17 protein-coding genes are annotated in these 18704 nt (G+C 35.3%); 9 read left to right on the top strand and 8 right to left on the bottom strand.

Translation table 11 applies throughout. From position 1 onward, the window contains the following. Nucleotides 1-9: 9 nt before the first annotated feature. A complete protein-coding gene (locus SIB89_RS12590) occupies nucleotides 10-477 on the top strand; it encodes a Na(+)-translocating NADH-quinone reductase subunit F (RefSeq protein WP_412560050.1) in 468 nt (155 codons plus the stop codon). A gap of 88 nt (nucleotides 478-565) precedes the next feature. Here the strand turns inward: SIB89_RS12590 and nqrF are convergent, their stop codons facing one another. The 6 genes from nqrF to SIB89_RS12560 form a co-directional block, all read right to left on the bottom strand. After that, complete coding sequence (gene nqrF / locus SIB89_RS12585) at nucleotides 566-1876, bottom strand: NADH:ubiquinone reductase (Na(+)-transporting) subunit F (protein WP_412560049.1); 1311 nt, start codon at nucleotides 1874-1876, stop codon at nucleotides 566-568. A 12-nt stretch (nucleotides 1877-1888) separates the two neighbouring features. Further along, the gene (gene nqrE, locus SIB89_RS12580) at nucleotides 1889-2626 is read right to left on the bottom strand and encodes an NADH:ubiquinone reductase (Na(+)-transporting) subunit E (RefSeq protein ID WP_412560048.1); all 738 of its coding nucleotides are present in this window, start codon (nucleotides 2624-2626) and stop codon (nucleotides 1889-1891) included. A gap of 75 nt (nucleotides 2627-2701) precedes the next feature. Beyond that, nucleotides 2702-3334 (bottom strand): NADH:ubiquinone reductase (Na(+)-transporting) subunit D, encoded by a 633-nt coding sequence (locus tag SIB89_RS12575; protein WP_412560047.1) that lies wholly within the window; start codon nucleotides 3332-3334, stop codon nucleotides 2702-2704. Between the two features lie 2 nt (nucleotides 3335-3336). After that, nucleotides 3337-4128 carry a Na(+)-translocating NADH-quinone reductase subunit C gene (locus SIB89_RS12570; RefSeq protein WP_273288726.1) on the bottom strand — a complete coding sequence of 264 codons (792 nt, stop codon included), beginning with the start codon at nucleotides 4126-4128 and terminating at the stop codon, nucleotides 3337-3339. A gap of 2 nt (nucleotides 4129-4130) precedes the next feature. After that, nucleotides 4131-5357 (bottom strand): NADH:ubiquinone reductase (Na(+)-transporting) subunit B, encoded by a 1227-nt coding sequence (locus tag SIB89_RS12565; protein ID WP_412560046.1) that lies wholly within the window; start codon nucleotides 5355-5357, stop codon nucleotides 4131-4133. Beyond that, complete coding sequence (locus SIB89_RS12560; protein ID WP_273288725.1) at nucleotides 5357-6706, bottom strand: Na(+)-translocating NADH-quinone reductase subunit A; 1350 nt, start codon at nucleotides 6704-6706, stop codon at nucleotides 5357-5359. Before SIB89_RS12560 ends, SIB89_RS12565 begins: the two co-directional genes overlap by 1 nt. 167 nt (nucleotides 6707-6873) lie before the next feature. Between SIB89_RS12560 and SIB89_RS12555 the strand changes: the two genes are divergently transcribed. From SIB89_RS12555 to apaG, 3 genes are all read left to right on the top strand, one after another. Beyond that, on the top strand, nucleotides 6874-8124 hold the full coding sequence (locus SIB89_RS12555; RefSeq protein WP_412560045.1) for a DUF5103 domain-containing protein: 1251 nt from the start codon (nucleotides 6874-6876) through the stop codon (nucleotides 8122-8124). 69 nt (nucleotides 8125-8193) lie between these two features. After that, nucleotides 8194-9570: a pyridoxal phosphate-dependent decarboxylase family protein gene (locus SIB89_RS12550; RefSeq protein WP_155088401.1), complete on the top strand. Its 1377-nt coding sequence runs from the start codon at nucleotides 8194-8196 to the stop codon at nucleotides 9568-9570. A 63-nt stretch (nucleotides 9571-9633) separates the two neighbouring features. Then, on the top strand, nucleotides 9634-10020 hold the full coding sequence (gene apaG, locus SIB89_RS12545) for a Co2+/Mg2+ efflux protein ApaG (RefSeq protein WP_155088400.1): 387 nt from the start codon (nucleotides 9634-9636) through the stop codon (nucleotides 10018-10020). A gap of 98 nt (nucleotides 10021-10118) precedes the next feature. Here apaG and SIB89_RS12540 read toward each other — a convergent pair whose 3' ends face one another. Continuing rightward, nucleotides 10119-11126, bottom strand: coding sequence for a DUF6695 family protein (locus SIB89_RS12540; RefSeq protein ID WP_412560044.1), 1008 nt, complete (start codon nucleotides 11124-11126; stop codon nucleotides 10119-10121). A gap of 145 nt (nucleotides 11127-11271) precedes the next feature. On the opposite strand from SIB89_RS12540, the gene pruA reads away from it, so the two are divergent. Then, a complete protein-coding gene (gene pruA, locus SIB89_RS12535) occupies nucleotides 11272-12897 on the top strand; it encodes an L-glutamate gamma-semialdehyde dehydrogenase (RefSeq protein ID WP_155088398.1) in 1626 nt (541 codons plus the stop codon). A gap of 149 nt (nucleotides 12898-13046) precedes the next feature. Further along, nucleotides 13047-14744 carry a T9SS type A sorting domain-containing protein gene (locus SIB89_RS12530; RefSeq protein WP_412560043.1) on the top strand — a complete coding sequence of 566 codons (1698 nt, stop codon included), beginning with the start codon at nucleotides 13047-13049 and terminating at the stop codon, nucleotides 14742-14744. Nucleotides 14745-14791: 47 nt separating this feature from the next. Here the strand turns inward: SIB89_RS12530 and rsmG are convergent, their stop codons facing one another. Next, complete coding sequence (gene rsmG, locus SIB89_RS12525) at nucleotides 14792-15418, bottom strand: 16S rRNA (guanine(527)-N(7))-methyltransferase RsmG (protein ID WP_412560042.1); 627 nt, start codon at nucleotides 15416-15418, stop codon at nucleotides 14792-14794. A gap of 142 nt (nucleotides 15419-15560) precedes the next feature. On the opposite strand from rsmG, the gene SIB89_RS12520 reads away from it, so the two are divergent. The 3 genes from SIB89_RS12520 to SIB89_RS12510 all read left to right on the top strand — a co-directional run bounded on the left by SIB89_RS12520 (nucleotide 15561) and on the right by SIB89_RS12510 (nucleotide 18683). Further along, nucleotides 15561-16655, top strand: coding sequence for a fatty acid desaturase family protein (locus SIB89_RS12520; RefSeq protein ID WP_412560041.1), 1095 nt, complete (start codon nucleotides 15561-15563; stop codon nucleotides 16653-16655). Between the two features lie 22 nt (nucleotides 16656-16677). Next, nucleotides 16678-17862 carry a pyridoxal phosphate-dependent aminotransferase gene (locus SIB89_RS12515; RefSeq protein ID WP_412560040.1) on the top strand — a complete coding sequence of 395 codons (1185 nt, stop codon included), beginning with the start codon at nucleotides 16678-16680 and terminating at the stop codon, nucleotides 17860-17862. Between the two features lie 128 nt (nucleotides 17863-17990). Continuing rightward, the gene (locus SIB89_RS12510) at nucleotides 17991-18683 is read left to right on the top strand and encodes a hypothetical protein (protein WP_412560039.1); all 693 of its coding nucleotides are present in this window, start codon (nucleotides 17991-17993) and stop codon (nucleotides 18681-18683) included. The last annotated feature ends 21 nt before the right edge of the window (nucleotides 18684-18704 follow it).

The following is an 18704-nucleotide window of genomic DNA, read 5'->3' as shown; positions in this document are numbered from 1 at the left end:
GAAGACACTATGAAAACTTCCATTCGATTTGAAAATGCCATTGCTAAGCTTTATACCGCTTTTCAAAATGACACCTTAAACCCTGAAGATTGCAATCGATGTGCTATCGGAACTATTTTAGATAACAAAGATAGCTGGAGACACATGACAGATATCCATGGTTCGGTTCAATTAAACTATGTTGGTCTTGTCCATCAAAATTTAGGTCGAAGATTTAATGGCTATTCACCAATAGAACTTCTTAAAATTGAAGCGTCATTTTTAAAAGGTTGTGGTTATCGCCTAGGGAAACATTTTTGCCATAAACCAGATTACATTGATAAAACCATATTATTTAATGGGTTATGTGAAGTGGTTGCAACCTTATGCCAAATGGATTGTATAGACAATGTGATGGATTGCTCTAAATTGTTTGGTCATCATGTTGCCCAGCCAAGAAATGTAACCTCTCAGGTTTTAGAAAGTTGTGAATTCTAAATAACAAAACCAGCACTTTGATAAGTACTGGTTTGTAATACAATTTTGAATTCGACTTTGTATAAATTTGCCAAATGTCGCTTAGCAACTAGCCACCAAAGTCATCGAATCTAATATGTTCATCAGGAATTCCGAAGTCCTCACCCATTTTCTGAACCGCTTGGTTCATCAATGGAGGTCCACAGAAGTATAATTCAATATCTTCTGGTGCTTCATGATGATTTAAATAATTATCTATAACACAATTGTGAATGAAACCGACAAAACCATCTCCTTCTTCGTCATTAATATCTTTCTTCACTTTCCAGTTATCTTCTTCTAATGGCTCCGAAAGCGCCATATAGAATTTAAAGTTAGGAAAGTCCTTTTCTAATTCTCTAAAGTGATCGATGTAGAACAACTCACGCTTAGATCGTCCTCCGTACCAATAAGTAACTTTACGTCCTGTTTTTAAGGTTTTAAATAAGTGATATAAGTGCGAACGCATTGGCGCCATACCTGCACCACCACCAACATAAAGCATCTCACTTTCTGACTCGTTGATGAAGAATTCACCGTAAGGTCCAGAAATAGTCACCTTATCACCTGGTTTTTGAGCAAAGATATAAGATGATGCCACACCTGGGTTTACATTCATCCATCCATTTTTAGCTCTATCCCAAGGTGGAGTCGCAATACGTACGTTAAGCATAATCTCACGACCTTCAGCTGGGTAAGAAGCCATAGAATATGCTCTTTCAACTGTTTCTGTATTTTTCATTACCAATGGCCAAAGCCCAAACTTATCCCACTCTGCCTGAAACTTATCTGGTGTTTCATGCTCTTCAGGATGCGCAGTAATGTCTATATCTTCATACTTAATTTCACAAGGTGGAATTTCAATCTGAATGTAACCACCAGCTTTATAACCCATATCCTCAGGAATCTCAACAACAAATTCCTTGATAAATGACGCCACGTTATAATTTCTTACAACAGTTGCTTCCCATTTCTTAATACCAAATACTTCTTCAGGAATGGTAATCTCCATATCCTGTTTCACTTTTACCTGGCAAGCCAAACGTGCTCCTTCTTTCAACTCTTTTCTAGAGAAGTGTGGAGTTTCTGTTGGTAAGGCTTCACCTCCACCTTCAAGAACATGGCATTCGCACTGAATACAAGTTCCACCTCCACCACAAGCAGATGGTAAGAATACTTTATTGTTTCCTAAAGTACTTAAAAGTGTACTTCCTGAAGCTACTTCTATTTCGCGCTCGCCATTAATCAAAATCTTTACAGGACCCGATGGCGATAACTTTTGTTTTACAAATAATAACAGAGCAACTAAGAGTAAGGTCACCACTAAAAAGGCAGTTACAGTTGCGACTATTGTTCCGATTGTACTTGCGGCTAATATCATTGTCTTATCCTATTACTTGTTTGTGTTTTCAGCTACTTCTAAGTCAGACTCAAGTTTAGCTTCTTCTTTTTCAATATCTTCTTTTATCGTTTCAATAGCAGCAGATTCCACTTCTGGAGTTGCTTCTTCATCACCTCCAGTCAACATACCTCCAAAACTCATAAAACCTATGGCCATTAAGCCTGTAATGATAAATGTAATACCTAATCCTCTTAATGCAGGAGGTACATTACTATATCTAATTTTCTCGCGAATAGCAGCAATTGATAAAATCGCCAAGAACCATCCTATACCTGAAGAAATACCGTAGTTAAAAGCCAATCCTAAAGATGCAATTTCTCTAGATTGCATAAATAACGAACCACCTAAGATGGCACAGTTTACTGCAATTAACGGTAAAAAGATACCTAAAGAGTTATAAAGCGAAGGAGAGAATTTCTCTACGACGATTTCTACTAACTGTACCATTGTTGCAATGGTTGCAATGAACATAATGAATGATAAAAAGCTTAAGTCATAGCTCGCATATTCATCTCCTAACCATGCTAAAGCACCTGGTTGTAATATATATTGATCTAACAGCCAGTTCAACGGTACGGTAATTGCCAATACGAAAATTACAGCAGCACCAAGACCAACAGCGGTTGACACTTTTTTAGATACAGCAAGGTAAGAACACATCCCTAAGAACGTGGCAAATACCATATTATCTATAAATATCGATTTAAAAAATAATTCTACGTGTTCCATATATTTTTAAGTTTTCAGTTTCAGTCTCAGTTTACAGTTACTCACTGTTTACTGCGACTGCAAACTGCATACTGTTTAGTCTTCTACTAATGCTTTGTTTTTAGTACGTTGTATCCAAATAATTATTCCTACTACAATAAGTGCCATTGGAGATAACAGCATAAAACCGTTATTCTCATATCCTATTGCGTAAAGTCCAGTTTTCTCAATTGGGTCACCTAATACAGGAAAGCCTAACAAAGTTCCAGATCCTAAGAGCTCTCTAAAGAATCCCACTATGATAAGAATAACTCCGTATCCTAAAGCGTTACCTATTCCGTCTAGGAATGACTTCCATGGTCCGTTACCCAAAGCAAACGCTTCAAAACGACCCATAATAATACAGTTAGTAATAATTAACCCGACAAAGACCGAAAGTGTTTTACTCAATTCGTAAGCAAAGGCTTTTAACACCAAGTCTACTATAATTACCAATGTCGCTACAACGATAAGTTGAACGATAATTCTAATTTTTGAAGGAATGATATTTCGCATTAAGGACACAACCACATTACCAACACCCAATACAAATAATACCGAAATTGACATTACGATAGAGGCTTCCAGTTCTGCAGTAATCGCCAATGCAGAACATATACCAAGTACTTGAATGGTTATTGGGTTATTATCCGTTAACGGATCTAATATTAATCTACTGTCTTTTGCCATGATTAATTAGTTTTTAAAGTATCAAAATAAGGTTTGTACAGCTTTAAATCTTGCTTGATCATTGCTGTAACACCATCACCAGTAATCGTTGCACCTGCAATAGCATCTACCTCATTATCTGTTTTATCTTCATTTTTAGGGTCTGCATTTCCTTTAGCTACGGTAATACCTTTAAATACACCAGCTTCTGACAACAGGTGTTCACCATAGAAATCATCCATAAAGTAGCGTTGTTTAATATTGGCACCAAGCCCAGGAGTTTCACCCTTGTGGTCAAAATAAGCTCCTTGTACCACCATGTTTTCATCTAGAGCAATATAGCCCCAAATAGCATCCCAAAGTCCTTTACCATAAATAGGTGCTACATAATATGTTTTTCCTTCACGCTCACCCACGAACAATGGTAGTTGTCTGTTCTCACCAGACTTAGCATTAGACTTTTGCTTTTTAATATCGATAAGGTATGGCTCCTTATTGTTTTCTGCCATAAACTCTTCTCTAGTTTGCGTCTTTATTATCTTACCTGAAGCATCAACGGTAATTACAATTTGTTCTTTTACAAATTTTTCAAACTCGTCTGGCGCCACATCTGGTGATACAAATACTGCACTTGACTCATCATTTTCATTAACTCCCATTGCATAGAGAATGTTCTGTTGCTTCTCTATCTCTTCATTCTGAGTAATCATGGGTTTTGTATAGCTGAATAAACCAGCCAAGATAACGCCAACAACGATTACCATACCAACGGCAAATATGACCGTATATGAATTTTTATCTGTATTAACTGCCATAGTTATGCTGTTTTAACTTTTATACGTTTCATTCTTTTCTTAACATTAGCCTGAACTACATAATGATCGATTGTTGGTGCAAAAACGTTCATTAATAAGATCGCTAAAAATACTCCCTCTGGATATGCTGGGTTAAATACACGTATCATTATTGATATAAAACCAATTAAGAACCCATAAATCCATTTTCCCTTATTGGTTTGCGCAGCTGTTACAGGATCTGTTGCCATATAAACTGCACCAAATAATATACTTCCAATTATTAAGTGCTGCCAAAAAGGAACACTCATTAATCCATAAAACTTACTTGTATCTCCAATCCAACCTGCGTCTACAACACCATTGAATATCAATCCCATTACCAAAGCACCTATAACCGTACTTAACATAATTCTCCAGCTTCCTATTTTAGTAAAAATTAAGAATAAGGCTCCTATTATTATTAAGAACTTAGAAGTTTCACCGACCGATCCTGGAATAATTCCCCAAAACATATCCCAATAATCAATACCTGCTAAAGAGCTATTTTGAGCATAAGCACCTAACAATGTTTCACCAGAAATAGCATCTAAATTTTGACCAGCTGCAATTGCTTGATCTCTTTCTACTGCACCGTGTACCCATACTTTATCTCCAGACATCCAAGTTGGATAAGCAAAGAACAAAAATGCTCTAATGGTTAATGCTGGATTAAGAATATTCATCCCAGTACCACCAAACACTTCCTTACCGATTACAACACCAAAAATAACAGCGACTGCTAGCATCCAAAGTGGAATATCAACCGGTACAATTAATGGCACTAACATACCTGTTACCAAATAGCCTTCTTCAACTTCGTGACCTTTTATTACAGCAAAGATAAATTCTACTGCAAGACCAACTCCATAAGATACTGCTACTAGAGGCAATACTGTTAAAGCACCTATCCAAAGATTATCTAAGGTCCAAAAAGATGCACCCAAAAAACCATGTGCAGATTCTATTTCACCTAAAGCCAAGTAATGCTGATACCCAGCGTTAAACATTCCAAAAATTAAACATGGCACCAATGCAAGTATGACCGTATTCATTGTACGCTTTAGGTCATCTGCAGCTTTTATGTGTGTTCCACCATGAGTGGTCTCGTTTGGAGTATATAAAAAAGTAAAGAGGGCGTTAAAACCTGGCAGCCACTTCTTATCTTTATTTTTTTCCTTAAAATTATGTAATTTATTTTTTAAACCCATTATCCTATCTCTTTAAGCATTAAGTCTAAACCTTCTCTTATTATTTTCTGATGTGGTTGTTTAGATACACATATAAATTCTGTTAAAGCGAAATCTTCTGGTGCAACCTCATACATTCCTAAAGCCTCCATTTCATCTAGATCTTGGTACATACAAGCTTTTAAAATTTGCATCGGATAGATATCCAATGGAAAAACTTCTTCATAACTACCAGTTACAACAAAGGCACGATGTTCGCCATTAGTGTTAGTATCTAAGTCATATTTTTTCTTCGGATTTAACCACGAGAATGTTAGAGCTCTTGAAGTAGACACTTTATCAAAAACAGGCTTATTCCATCCAAAAAACTCGTAATCGTCACCTTCAGGAATTACAGTTATAACATTACTGTAATAATCTAAGCTACCATCTGGTGCCACCTTCTTCCCTGATAAAACATTACCAGAGATGATTCTGTCATTACCGTCTTTATCAACACCATTATCGTAAACCATGGTTGCCACTTCAGAACCTATCTTAGTTCTAAAATATCTTGGTTTTTTAACAGAAGAACCCGCTAGAGCAACTACACGCTCTGCATTGAATTTACCTGTAAGCAAAAGCTCACCGATAATCACTAAATCTTGTGCGTTTACTGTCCAAACAACTTCACCCTTATTGATTGGGTTTACTTTATTGATTAAAGTCCCTACGTTACCAGAAGGATGTGGTCCAGAAACATTATGGGTAATTGTGTTATCCAAATTAGCCAAAGGAGAGTTGGAACTCCCTATAGAGATATGCACTCCACCTTCTGTTAATTTAGATAGTGCAGTGACCGCTGTTTGCAATTCTGCTTCTTTACCAGCCAATGTATAATCTAAGTCTGCTGCTAGAGGTGCGCTGGCATAGCCCGAAATAAAAATGGCTTTTGGCTGGCTATCAGCCTTTGCAACAACATCATAAGGACGTTGTTTAATGAAAGCCCAACAACCAGAAGCTAATAAATGCGCCTTGATTTTGTCTGCATCTGAAGATAAATCAAACTTACCATGATCTACATAGGATTGTTCTTTATCAGCAGTAATTTTTATAGCGTCTATACGACGTCTTGGTCCACGTTGTACTTCAGTTACCTCACCAGATACTGGCGACACAAACTTCATCTCTTCATTATCCTTATTGTAAAACAATGTCTCACCTGCCTTAACACGCGTACCTTCTTTTGCAACAAGTTTTGGAATAATACTGTGGAAATCTTCAGGCCTGATAGAATAGAAATTACTAATTATAGCGTTCTCTGTAGTCTTCTCGGCTTCGCCGACTAACTTTATATCTAAACCTTTTTTAATTCTGATGTCTTTTGACATATACTTAAAGATTAGTTATCTAAAAATCCGTGCAAATTTACGAATTAATGAGTAAATATATTTTCAATTTAAAGTCAACATTTTTATTTATAATCATTTTAAATAAGGTACTGCTACAAAGGCACAGAATTTGATTATCTTTATGCCTCATGTATTACAAACGAATAATGACAAAGAATCTTTATAGCATTTTATTGCTTTTGTTGTTTCCAACACTATTACTTTCTCAAGCTGTAGAAGTTAGCCCACCCGATTTTATAAAAACCATAAAATTTAAAAGCAACACTACCCAAGGCCAGTTGCCCATTTTAGAATTGGGCGAACCTTTGGTTTTGGAGTTTGATGCGTTAAACGCAAATGAGGAGGATTTCTATTATGTTATTGAGCATTTTAATTTTGATTGGACACCTTCTGTTTTAGCTAAAGCTGAGTACCTAAGAGGTTTGGACAACCAACGAATTATGGAATACTATAATTCATTTAACACCTACCAAGTTTATTCGCATTATAAATTGCAAATTCCAAACATACAAACGCGTGGCTTATTGAAAAGTGGCAATTATATGATTTCCATATATGATGAATATGATGAGTTGATGTTCAGCAGAAAATTTATGATCTATGAAGATTTGGTAAATGTTGGCGTGCGCGTCAAGCGATCTAGAGATGTGACTGTAATTGACGAAAAGCAATCCGTGGATCTTGTCGTTGCCACCAACAGCATTAATTTTAACAATCCGCTCGAAACGATTAAAACACTTATTATTCAGAATAATAATTTGAATACCTCTATTTCTGATTTAAAACCTCAGTACACACTTGGCAATGAACTTATTTATAAGTATGATACTGAATCCGCATTTTGGGGAGGCAATGAATATTTATGGTTTGAAAACAAAGATGTTAGAACCTCTAATGTTGGTGTTCAGTTTATTGATTTAAAAGACATTTATCAGAGTTATCTTTACCCGAATATAGCTAGAGCAGGGCGACCTTACACATACAATCCCGATCTCAACGGAAATTTTCAAGTTACTGCAGCCGAACGCTTAAACACTGATATTGAAGCCGATTATACCATGGTTCATTTTTCATTATTAAATGAAGAATTAAAGGATAAGGACATACATGTGTATGGCAATTTTAATGCTTTCGCTATTGAACCGTTGACCAAAATGGAATATAATCCAGAAAGTGGTAAATACGAAGTAAGTTTCCGCCTTAAACAAGGTTTCTACAACTATAAATATGTAGTTGTAGATAAAGATAAAGGTGAACTTGATGAAGGTGCCATCAGTGGCAATTATTGGCAAACCGAAAACAATTATAAAGTCTTGGTATATTACAGGGATTTGGGAGCACGGTTTGATAAGCTAATTGGTTACGGTGAAGCCACTTCCGTTGATATTTCTAATTAAGGCTGTAAGGAATTTTCTCTTTATAGACTAAATTTCTTTTTACCTTCACACCAAAATTTATCTTTTAGAATGCAAAACGATGTTGCCTTATTTTCAGAACTGTGCGATGAGCTTTTTAAATTAGAAATTAATAAGCCAGTTGCTGAACCCATACCCACTTCAGAATTATATCAAGAATTAGATTTATCATTAAACACAGAAGGTATAATTGATAATGATTTAAAAGAAACTCTTAAAGAGATAATTAAAAGCACCCCAAAAACAGCTTCAAAATCTTTTTTCAATCAATTATTCGGTGGCAGAATTGACAAGGCTACTTTGGGAGATTTACTCGCTGTAATACTTAACAATAGTATGTACACGTACAAGGTTGCTGGCCCTCAAGTTGGTATAGAAAAACAAGTTCTAAAAGAAGTAGCTAAACTCGCTGGATATAATGATAGCAGCGACGGTACATTTGCACCAGGTGGGTCCATGAGCAATATGATGGCATTGATAATGGCAAGAGATGCCAAAAATGAAGCAATTAGAGCGGAAGGGCTTTCATCTAAAATGACATTATATACCTCAGCGGCATCACATTATTCTATATCTAAAAATGCAGCTTTAACAGGTATCGGAAGAAATCAGGTTAGACAGGTAAACACTAATGAAAAAGGCGAAATGCTTTCTGAGCATTTAGAAGAACTTATTTTGAAAGATATAGCAGATGGTTACCAACCTTTCTTTGTCAATGCTACTGCCGGCACAACTGTTTTAGGAGCATTTGACGATATCATAGCTATTAGTAAAGTTTGTAAAAAACATAAGTTATGGTTACATGTGGATGGAGCCTATTGCGGAGGAGTGATTTTTAGCAAAAAGCACAAACACCTTATAAAAGGCCTAGAGCTTTCAGATTCATTTAGTGTAAATGCACATAAAATGTTGGGTACACCTTTGACGTGTTCAATAATTATAACCCAACACAAAGCGCAATTGCATCATTCATTTTCTAACGAAGCTGATTACCTGTACCAAACTGATAGTGACGATTTTAATCTTGGTAAAACATCTTTACAATGTGGACGACGCAATGATGCTTTAAAAATCTGGACGCTATGGAAATCCGTTGGAACAAAAGGTTTAGAAAAAATTGTTGATAAGCAGTTTGAAATGGCACAAATAGCAAGAGATTATATCAACAATAACGATGACTATACGCTTTACAGCTTTGATGATTCTATATCAATATGCTTTAATTATAAGGGCGTCCCAGCCAATGAACTTTGTACTGCACTTTATAAAAATTCTGAACTCATGGTGGGCTTCGGAAATTTTAACAATACAGAATTTGTAAGGATGGTAACTATAAACAGTCTCTTAGAAAAAGAAGATATTTATAACTTTTTTGAAACGCTAGAAACATTTGTTTCGGAAAAAATGTTAAAATCAGTCACAACTTAACCTAAAAATTGCGCTATCATTCAAAAATTATGCTATTTTAGCATACTCTTTTTTTTAAAGTTCATGGTACAACAAGTTACAAGCGGCATAAAAATTTCTGTCGAAACCAATTTTGAAGGTACATTTTATAAAAATTATAAAGTGCACTTCGCATTTGGTTATAAAGTAACTATTGAAAACCAAAGTAAAGATTCCGTTCAGCTCAATTCAAGACATTGGAAAATACTAGACGCGCTCAATAAGGAAGAGATTATTGAAGGCGAAGGTGTTATTGGTAAAAAGCCTGTATTAAAACCAGGAGAATCCCACACATACAATTCCGGGTGTCTTTTAACATCACCTTTTGGTGCCATGCAAGGACATTACAATATGGTCAACTTTACTAAGGCCAGTAAATTTAAAGTTTACATTCCTACGTTTAAATTAAGCGCGCCTTTCGCACTTAATTAGGTTATATATCATTCCGAAGTATTCAGGAATCTCTTAAATGATCATCAATTTAATTTATTGTGCTTCGCACTTCACTCAGTCGATATGACAATTATCTTTTATTTTTTGAAGTCTTTTATAAAATCAAAACGATAAGTTTTAGAATCCTGCTCAACATGAAAAAACAAGCAGTTAGAGTTATATAAAAATTGATACTCTGAACTGATATCAAAACTTGTGTCATTCACTTTATAGATGCCATCGCAATCCACATTCCCATAAGGTGAAATTCGTCTAAAGCGATAGTCAGATTTACTTCTAACGTCATAAAGTTCAAACCAAGCACCTGTTCCTAAACCTCCTAACCATTGTGCATGATCTTTTTTTTCATCATTATATTTTGGCAAAATTTTTCCTTCTAAACTTGGGTTGTAATCTTTCAAAGTATCCAAAAATAGTTTTCGGTTTTGCTTACGTACGGTAGAATCAAATTCATTGATTTCACCATTGTCAGAAACTGAGTAAACAAAATTCTCTGTATCAGAAATAACAACGTTTCCAATAGTACTTGGTGTAAAGCTCTTAGATTTTATGAGCTTTTTCTTAATGCTATCATTTGTTACACTCTCAATTAAGGTGTCTGTAACAAAACGTGCGCAGTTAGTCGCATCTTTAATAAAAGCACCATATCTTATAAAGCCTTTGTTTTGCATCTTATCGATATAGTCTCGCGCTAAATTATAATTAACTGCATTACAAACTGAAGCGTACATAGTGCCTTCACCATGGGTTAATTTAGGATGCGTAGCCAAAAACTTCAGTATTTCATCTAAATTTTGTACGGTATCATTCTTAATATTTGCAACGATTGGGAGATTCAGCTCAAAATCAGTCTCTCTTCCTCTCACTCTTCCGTTGGGTTCTGTAGTTATATATCTCCCAAAGTCGTAATACTCTAAAACACCTGAGCTTTTATGTATTAAAACTAATGCTGCATGACCTGCTCTAACATGTTTTTTACTACCTATGAAGGCAAAGCGCAAAAACTTAGAATACCGTTCTTTAGCATGAGGCACAATGGTTTCTGGATATGCCAGTACAATAATAAAAGCGTCATTATTAAGCATAGAAGGCTTCAAAAATTTAAGGGAGCAACTTACAAAAAATAATGCTCGTAAGTTTCACAGAACTATAACGTTTGAAATTAACAATATCTCATAAATATTGTAACTTTGCACTTTCAAAATTCAAATTAAAAAAACATAACATATCATGGGAAAAGGATTCTTTAATGTACCAATAGCTGTTAACGAGCCTGTTAAGTCTTATGCTCCTGGTTCGCCAGAGCGCAAAGCTGTTTCAGAGGCTTATAAATCGATGTTTAACAGCAAGGTAGAAGTTCCTCTATATATCAATGGAAAAGATGTGAAAACTGGCAATACCAGAACCATGTCTCCTCCGCACGATCATCAGCATATCGTTGGCGAATACCATATCGCTGAGCAAAAGCATATTGATGAAGCAATTGCTACAGCTTTAGAAGCTCGTAAATCTTGGTCTCAAATGCCTTGGGAACACCGAGCTGGTATTTTCTTAAAAGCCGCAGAATTAATTGCCGGACCATATAGAGCTAAGATTAATGCAGCAACTATGATTGCGCAATCTAAAACTATACATCAAGCTGAAATTGATGCCGCCTGTGAGCTTATAGACTTCTTACGTTTTAATGTTCAGTTTATGACTGACATTTACATGGAACAACCAGAAAGCACAAGCGATGCATGGAACCGTGTTGAATACAGACCGCTTGAAGGGTTTACATATGCAGTAACACCTTTTAACTTTACAGCTATAGCCGGAAACTTACCAGCTTGTATGGCATTAATGGGTAACGTTGTGGTTTGGAAACCAAGTGATAGCCAAGTGTATTCAGCAAAAGTTATTATGGATGTATTTAAAGAAGCTGGTGTACCAGATGGTGTTATTAATGTTGTTTTTGGTGACCCAGTGATGATTACAAATACGGTTTTGGCTAGCCCAGATTTTTCAGGATTACATTTTACGGGTTCAACACATGTGTTTAAAGAACTTTGGAAACAAATTGGAAACAACATCCATAATTATAAAACTTATCCTAGAATTGTTGGCGAAACAGGAGGAAAGGACTTTATCGTTGCACATAAAACAGCAAATGCCAAGCAAGTCGCAACAGCAATTGCTAGAGGCGCATTTGAATTCCAAGGACAAAAATGTAGTGCGGCTTCAAGAGCATATATCCCAAAAGGAATTTGGGGAGATGTTAAAGATTATCTTTTAGAGGATTTGAAATCTTTTAAAATGGGCTCTCCTGAAGATATGAGCAATTTTATTACTGCGGTAATCCATGAAGGCTCTTTTGATAAATTAGCTAAATACATCGATGGTGCAAAAGCCGATAGTAATGCAGAAATTATTGCTGGCGGAAACTATGACAAATCCAAAGGATATTTTGTTGAGCCAACAGTAATAGTTACTACAGACCCTAAATATACAACCATGTGTACGGAATTATTTGGACCTGTCATCACAATTTATGTTTATGAAGACGATAAATTTTCTGAAACTCTAAAAGTGGTAGATGGTACGAGTGAATATGCCCTTACAGGAGCTATCTTAGCAACGGATAGATATGCTATTGATGAGGCTGCTAAAGCTTTACAAAATTCAGCTGGTAATTTCTATATCAACGACAAACCAACAGGTGCCGTTGTAGGTCAACAACCATTTGGAGGTGCAAGAGCTTCTGGAACGAATGACAAAGCTGGTAGCGCTCAAAACTTATTGCGTTGGGTATCACCAAGATTAATAAAGGAAACTTTTGTTACACCTACAGATTACAGATATCCTTTTTTAGGCTAAAAAAGGATAACAAATTGATAAACAAACCCTTATAAGCTAAGTGCTTTTAAGGGTTTTTTTGTGCCATTCATAGAAATGACGCCAGAAAAAACCAATACAAAACAGAAACTTTGTATCTTATCGATCTTAATTAATTAATTCCTCTTCCTATGAGAAAACTCTACTTTTCTATCTTATTGTTTTTACCAGTTTTAATTTTTGGGCAAACCGCATTAACATCAGGCATAACACCAGATTTATCAGCCTATGGCGAAGCAGTAAATTACCCTGGAGAAGGTGAATATGAAATATTTCTAAGTCCAGATAATATTCTAGATAAGCCTATCATTGTTGTAGATGGTTTCGATCCGGGTGACGCTAGGGATATTCCTGGTCTTTATAGTTTATTGGATTTCACTGGTAGCTCAGGAACTCAGAATTTAGCAGATTTAGTTAGAGCGCAAGGGTTTGATGTAGTTATATTAAATTTTCCTGTTTATATAAGAACAGCAGATGGTGCCACAGTTGATGGAGGAGCTGATTTTATGGAACGTAACGCAATGTTACTCGTAGAGCTTTTGGATATAATTAATACCGCAAAGACAGCAAACAGCCCAGAAGAAAATGTAATTATTGGACCAAGTATGGGAGGCATCATAACGCGTTACGCTTTAAATTACATGGAAGCCAATACCCTTGATGCAGACACGCGTTTGTACATTTCATTCGACTCACCACATCATGGAGCAAATGTTCCAATTGGTTTACAGCACCAATTGAATTATTTAGCATTTAATGATTTAAATCCCGTTCCAGAAGTTCAACCATTGATTAATTCATTGCTTAAATCACCTGCTGCACGTCAATTACTTGTAGATCATTTTGAACCACATCTACAATCTGGTAGTACGGTAGAATTTGACCCAGCCTTAACATTACCTCAACCGCATCCATTTAGAACAACATTTGAAGCCAGTATAAATTCTTTTACATCTAATGGTTTCCCGCAAAACACTAGAAATGTTTCCATTATAAATGGTAGCGGAATAGGAAGCACTTACTTAGCAGCCGATGGTGTTACACCTATTACAAACGGGTTTACAATTGTGGATACTTCAATACCTGTCGATGGTCCTTTTGGACCTATTGATGTAGAAGTTGAAATTTATATGACTCCTGCTACTGGTGCTGCACAACCAGTTAGTAATTTTTATGCTCCAGTTTTTCCTCCATTTATAGTTGTTGAATCCACCGCAAGTTCTGGCACTACAAATTTTGATGGTGTCGATTCCGCACCAGGTGGTTTGTTTGATTTATCTGGCCTCACAGGAGATTTAGGAGGTGGAGGCGGACTTGCCGCAGAATTCTTAGCGGCTTTACAAATTGATAAATTTAGTTTTATTCCTTCAGTAAGTGCTTTAGCGCTTGATATTACGGACGAAGCTACAGGAGATGATATCAACTGGCATCACAGTATAGATTTAGCAGGCCGTGCTACAACTAATGACACACCTTTTGACAATACATTTTTGCCAGATGATAACGAACCACATGTACAATTAACAGAGGATAATGTTAATTTTGCCTTAGTTGAAATACTAACTCCACCATTAAGCATTTCGGGCAATGATAGAATGACCTTTCAACTAGAGAAAAATCCCATTGACAATGAATTGGTATTACTTTCTAATAGAAATACCTATGCTAATATAAGTATTGTTGATGTTGCAGGTAAAATGGTATTTAACTCAACAACCTCATTAGGTAGCAGAACATCAATTCCTGTTAAATTAACTTCAGGATTTTATATTGTGAATGTTAGAGCTGAAAATAACGAAACATTTACGACTAAATTTTTAGCCAACTAAAAACCAAAGATCAACCATTAAAAAAGCTCTTCATCTGAAGAACTTTTTTATTTATGCTTTAATGGTAAGTAAATTACTTTTTTAGTTTCAAAAAAGGCTTCTTCAAAATAATCTGAAAGCAAATATGCTTTAACTGTAGAGTATTGTTTTAATTCTTCGGTTAAATCTCCGCCTTTTAAATAGAGAATTCCATTTTTTAGTTCATTATTTTGCTGTTTGGCTATTTTACCTTTTACCCATTTTGTAAACTCAGGCATCGCAGTCACAGCTCTACTCACTATAAAATCATAGGTTTCATCAATCGCTTCTACTCTACTATGTGTTGTCTTAACATTGGTTAATTCAGTGGCTTCACATACTGCATTAATAACTTTTAGTTTTTTATTGATGCTATCTACCAAGTGAAATTGACAATTAGGAAATAAAATTGCCAAAGGTACTCCTGGAAATCCACCACCAGTACCTACATCTAAAATTGAAGAATCATCACTGAAGTTAATCACTTTTGCTATGCCTAATGAATGTAATACGTGTCTTAGATACAATTCATCAATATCTTTCCGAGACACTACGTTTATCTTAGAGTTCCAATCTTTATACAATTGCTCTAAAGCCTCAAACTGCGCAATTTGCAGCTCAGTTAGGTTTGGAAAATATTTTAGGATTAAATCCATAATTGAAATTTCTGCAAAAATACATTATTTTATTGTGGATAATTTAACCTTAATCATTAAGGCTTCGTTTTATATATTAACTATCTTTGGCGAATTATAATGTATTTAATCCCTATACGTTATATATTAAATTTAATTATTTATGACACAACAAACCTTATCCTTTTCAAGAGCTGACTCAGCAAAGTTCTTTAGAACGTTGAACAAACGTGTAAACAATTACTTTAAGGAAAATAACATAAAACGCACAGGTAATTGGCAACTTTGGTTAAAAACCATAGTAATGTTTGCCATATTTCTTGCACCTTATTTTTTATTGCTCACCTTAAATATTCCTACTTGGGCACAAATACTTTTAACCATTGTTATGGGAATTGGTATGGCTGGCGTGGGTATGAATGTGATGCACGATGGTAATCACGGTTCTTTTTCTAACAAAGAATGGATTAACCGTTTAATGGGTAGTAGTATTTATATTTTAGCAGGAAATGTTTATAACTGGAAAGTTCAGCATAACGTTTTGCATCACACCTATACTAACATTCATGGGCATGATGAAGATTTAGAAGCTGGAAGAATTTTACGTTTTTCCGAACATTCTGAATGGAGGAAACATCATAGGTTCCAGCATTATTATTCCGTTTTATTGTATGGTCTATTAACTATTAATTGGGCGATCACTACAGATTTTCAGCAAATGAAACGTTACATGAAGCGTAAATTGTCTTATGGTAAATTACCCAATCCAGTGATTAATTGGAGTAAATTAGTAGTATCAAAACTTTTGTATGTTTCTATGTGGATTGTACTACCAATTGTCTTAACTGACTTAGCTTGGTACGAAGTGTTGATTGGGTTCTTTATTATGCACTATGTTGCCGGACTGATACTGAGTATTGTTTTTCAATTGGCACACGTTATGGACGAAGCCGAAATGCATTTACCTGAAAAGGATGGTACCATGAAAAACACGTGGGCAATACATCAGTTAAAAACTACGGTGAACTTTGGAGCAAAAAATTGGTTGGTAAATTGGTACACTGGTGGTTTAAATCATCAAGTAGAGCATCACATCTTTCCGCATATTAGCCATATCCATTATGGTAAAATTGCAAAAATTGTGAAGGATACAGCAAATGAATTCAATCTGCCGTACAAAGAATACGAAACCACAAGAAAAGCGGTTGCTGCACATTTTAGATTTTTAAAAGAAATGGGAATGCGACCAGCGATATAAGCATAATTCTATTATTACAACCATGAACCAACTTTCGGATAGAATTAACAATCTATCAACTTCAGCAACCCTTGCTATGGCAGCAAAAGCCAGAGAATTAAGAGCAGAGGGAAAAGACATTATTGGATTGAGTTTGGGTGAGCCAGACTTTAACACTCCAGATTTTGTTAAAGAAGCAGCTATTAATGCTGTAAACGAAAACTATAACAGCTATACACCTGTTGATGGTTATGTAGAATTAAAGGATGCAATTATCACTAAGTTTAAGCGTGATAATGAGTTGGAATATAAAAGATCTCAAATTGTAGTCTCCACCGGTGCTAAACAATCTTTATTCAATATTGCCTCCGTGATGCTAAACGATGGTGACGAAGTTATTTTACCTTGTCCGTATTGGGTAAGCTACAGCGATATTGTAAAATTAAATGGAGGCGTTCCGGTTGAAGTACAAACGGATATAAAGAACGATTTTAAAATGACAGCCGAGCAACTTGAAGCTGCCATTACACCAAAAACAAAAATGATTTGGTACAGTTCACCGTGTAACCCAAGTGGGTCGGTTTACAGCAAGGATGAATTAAGAGCACTTGCCGATGTTTTACAAAAACACCCAAACATCTATGTGGTTTCTGATGAAATCTACGAACACATCAATTTTATTGGAGGTCATTTTAGCATGGCACAGTTTAATGATATGTTCGATAGAACCATTACCGTAAACGGAGTCTCTAAAGCTTTTGCCATGACGGGTTGGAGAATCGGTTATATAGGTGCTCCAGAATGGATTGCAAGAGCGTGCAACAAAATGCAAGGCCAAGTGACCAGTGGTGCCAATTGTATTGGTCAGCGTGCTGTAATTACAGCGTTGGAAGCCGATCCTTCGCGCATCAAATACATGGTAGATGAGTTTAAGGAACGTCGTAAACTTATTCTTGGTTTATTGGAAGGCATAGAAGGCTTTGAGACCAATGAGCCTGAAGGTGCTTTTTATGTATTCCCTAATGTATCCGCTTATTTCGGAAAAACCATAAAAGGAAAAACCATAAACAATGCTACAGATATGTCGTTATTCTTATTGGAAGAAGCCCTTGTCGCCACAGTAACAGGTGAAGCTTTTGGTAACCCTAATTGTATAAGAATTTCTTACGCGGCATCTCAAGAACATATTGTTGAGGCAATTAAAAGGATAAAAACAGCGTTAAGCTAGTATAAATTCATCAATCGCCTTTTTTAAAAGAAAAGCTCTAACGTAAATTTTATGTTAGAGCTTTTTTATTTATCGAGTAAAAAAACCTAAATTATTATAATAAAAAAGCATTTGCTAACTTTAATAATATGCAAAAAAGAGTATTAAAATACCTGTTAATAATTTGTAGTCTTAGTTTATTTACCACATGTAAATCTACAGATATCATAGATGTTCCTAATTTGGAAAATGAAGAATATGAATTGGAAGTGAATATAGACCAGTTTATATTCAAAAACAAAAATGATGATAGAGTATTAACTAAAGGCAGTATAAAAACTAATGACAATTCTTACTTTCTCAAAACATATGATAGTATTGTATCAGATGATCTATATTTTGAAATTAGTGAGGCTCAATCAAAAGGAATACACAAAGATTCTTTGAGAGTTATTATTAATGCACCTATTGAAAAGGATTGTTATAATAGTGAATCTAATAAGAAGTTACCATTCTTAATTTCGGTAAGTAAGCGTTTTCACAACATTGAAGACGAATTGAAAACTCAAAAAAAATCTTTTTTAGTAACAAGAGAATCGTCCTACGAAGTTTTTATTTACCCAAACGAATTGTACAACTACCCAGTTTCTCTGAATCACCTATCATTTATTTTCTATCTGTATAGTGATGAAACTAATCAAGTTGAGATAAACCTACCTGATTTAACGTATCACAGATTCGGTTATTTGAACATAGAAAATGCTAAATTAACCGAAAGCAGTGAATCTAGTTATATTTTGAAACTAAATGGGCAAAATATAAATTTAAAGCTTAAGGAATAAGCTACAATCAAATAAAAAATT

It is taken from the genome of Winogradskyella sp. MIT101101 (assembly GCF_047126865.1).
Lineage (GTDB): Bacteria > Bacteroidota > Bacteroidia > Flavobacteriales > Flavobacteriaceae > Winogradskyella > Winogradskyella ouciana.
This window is presented reverse-complemented; position numbering and strand designations above follow the sequence as displayed.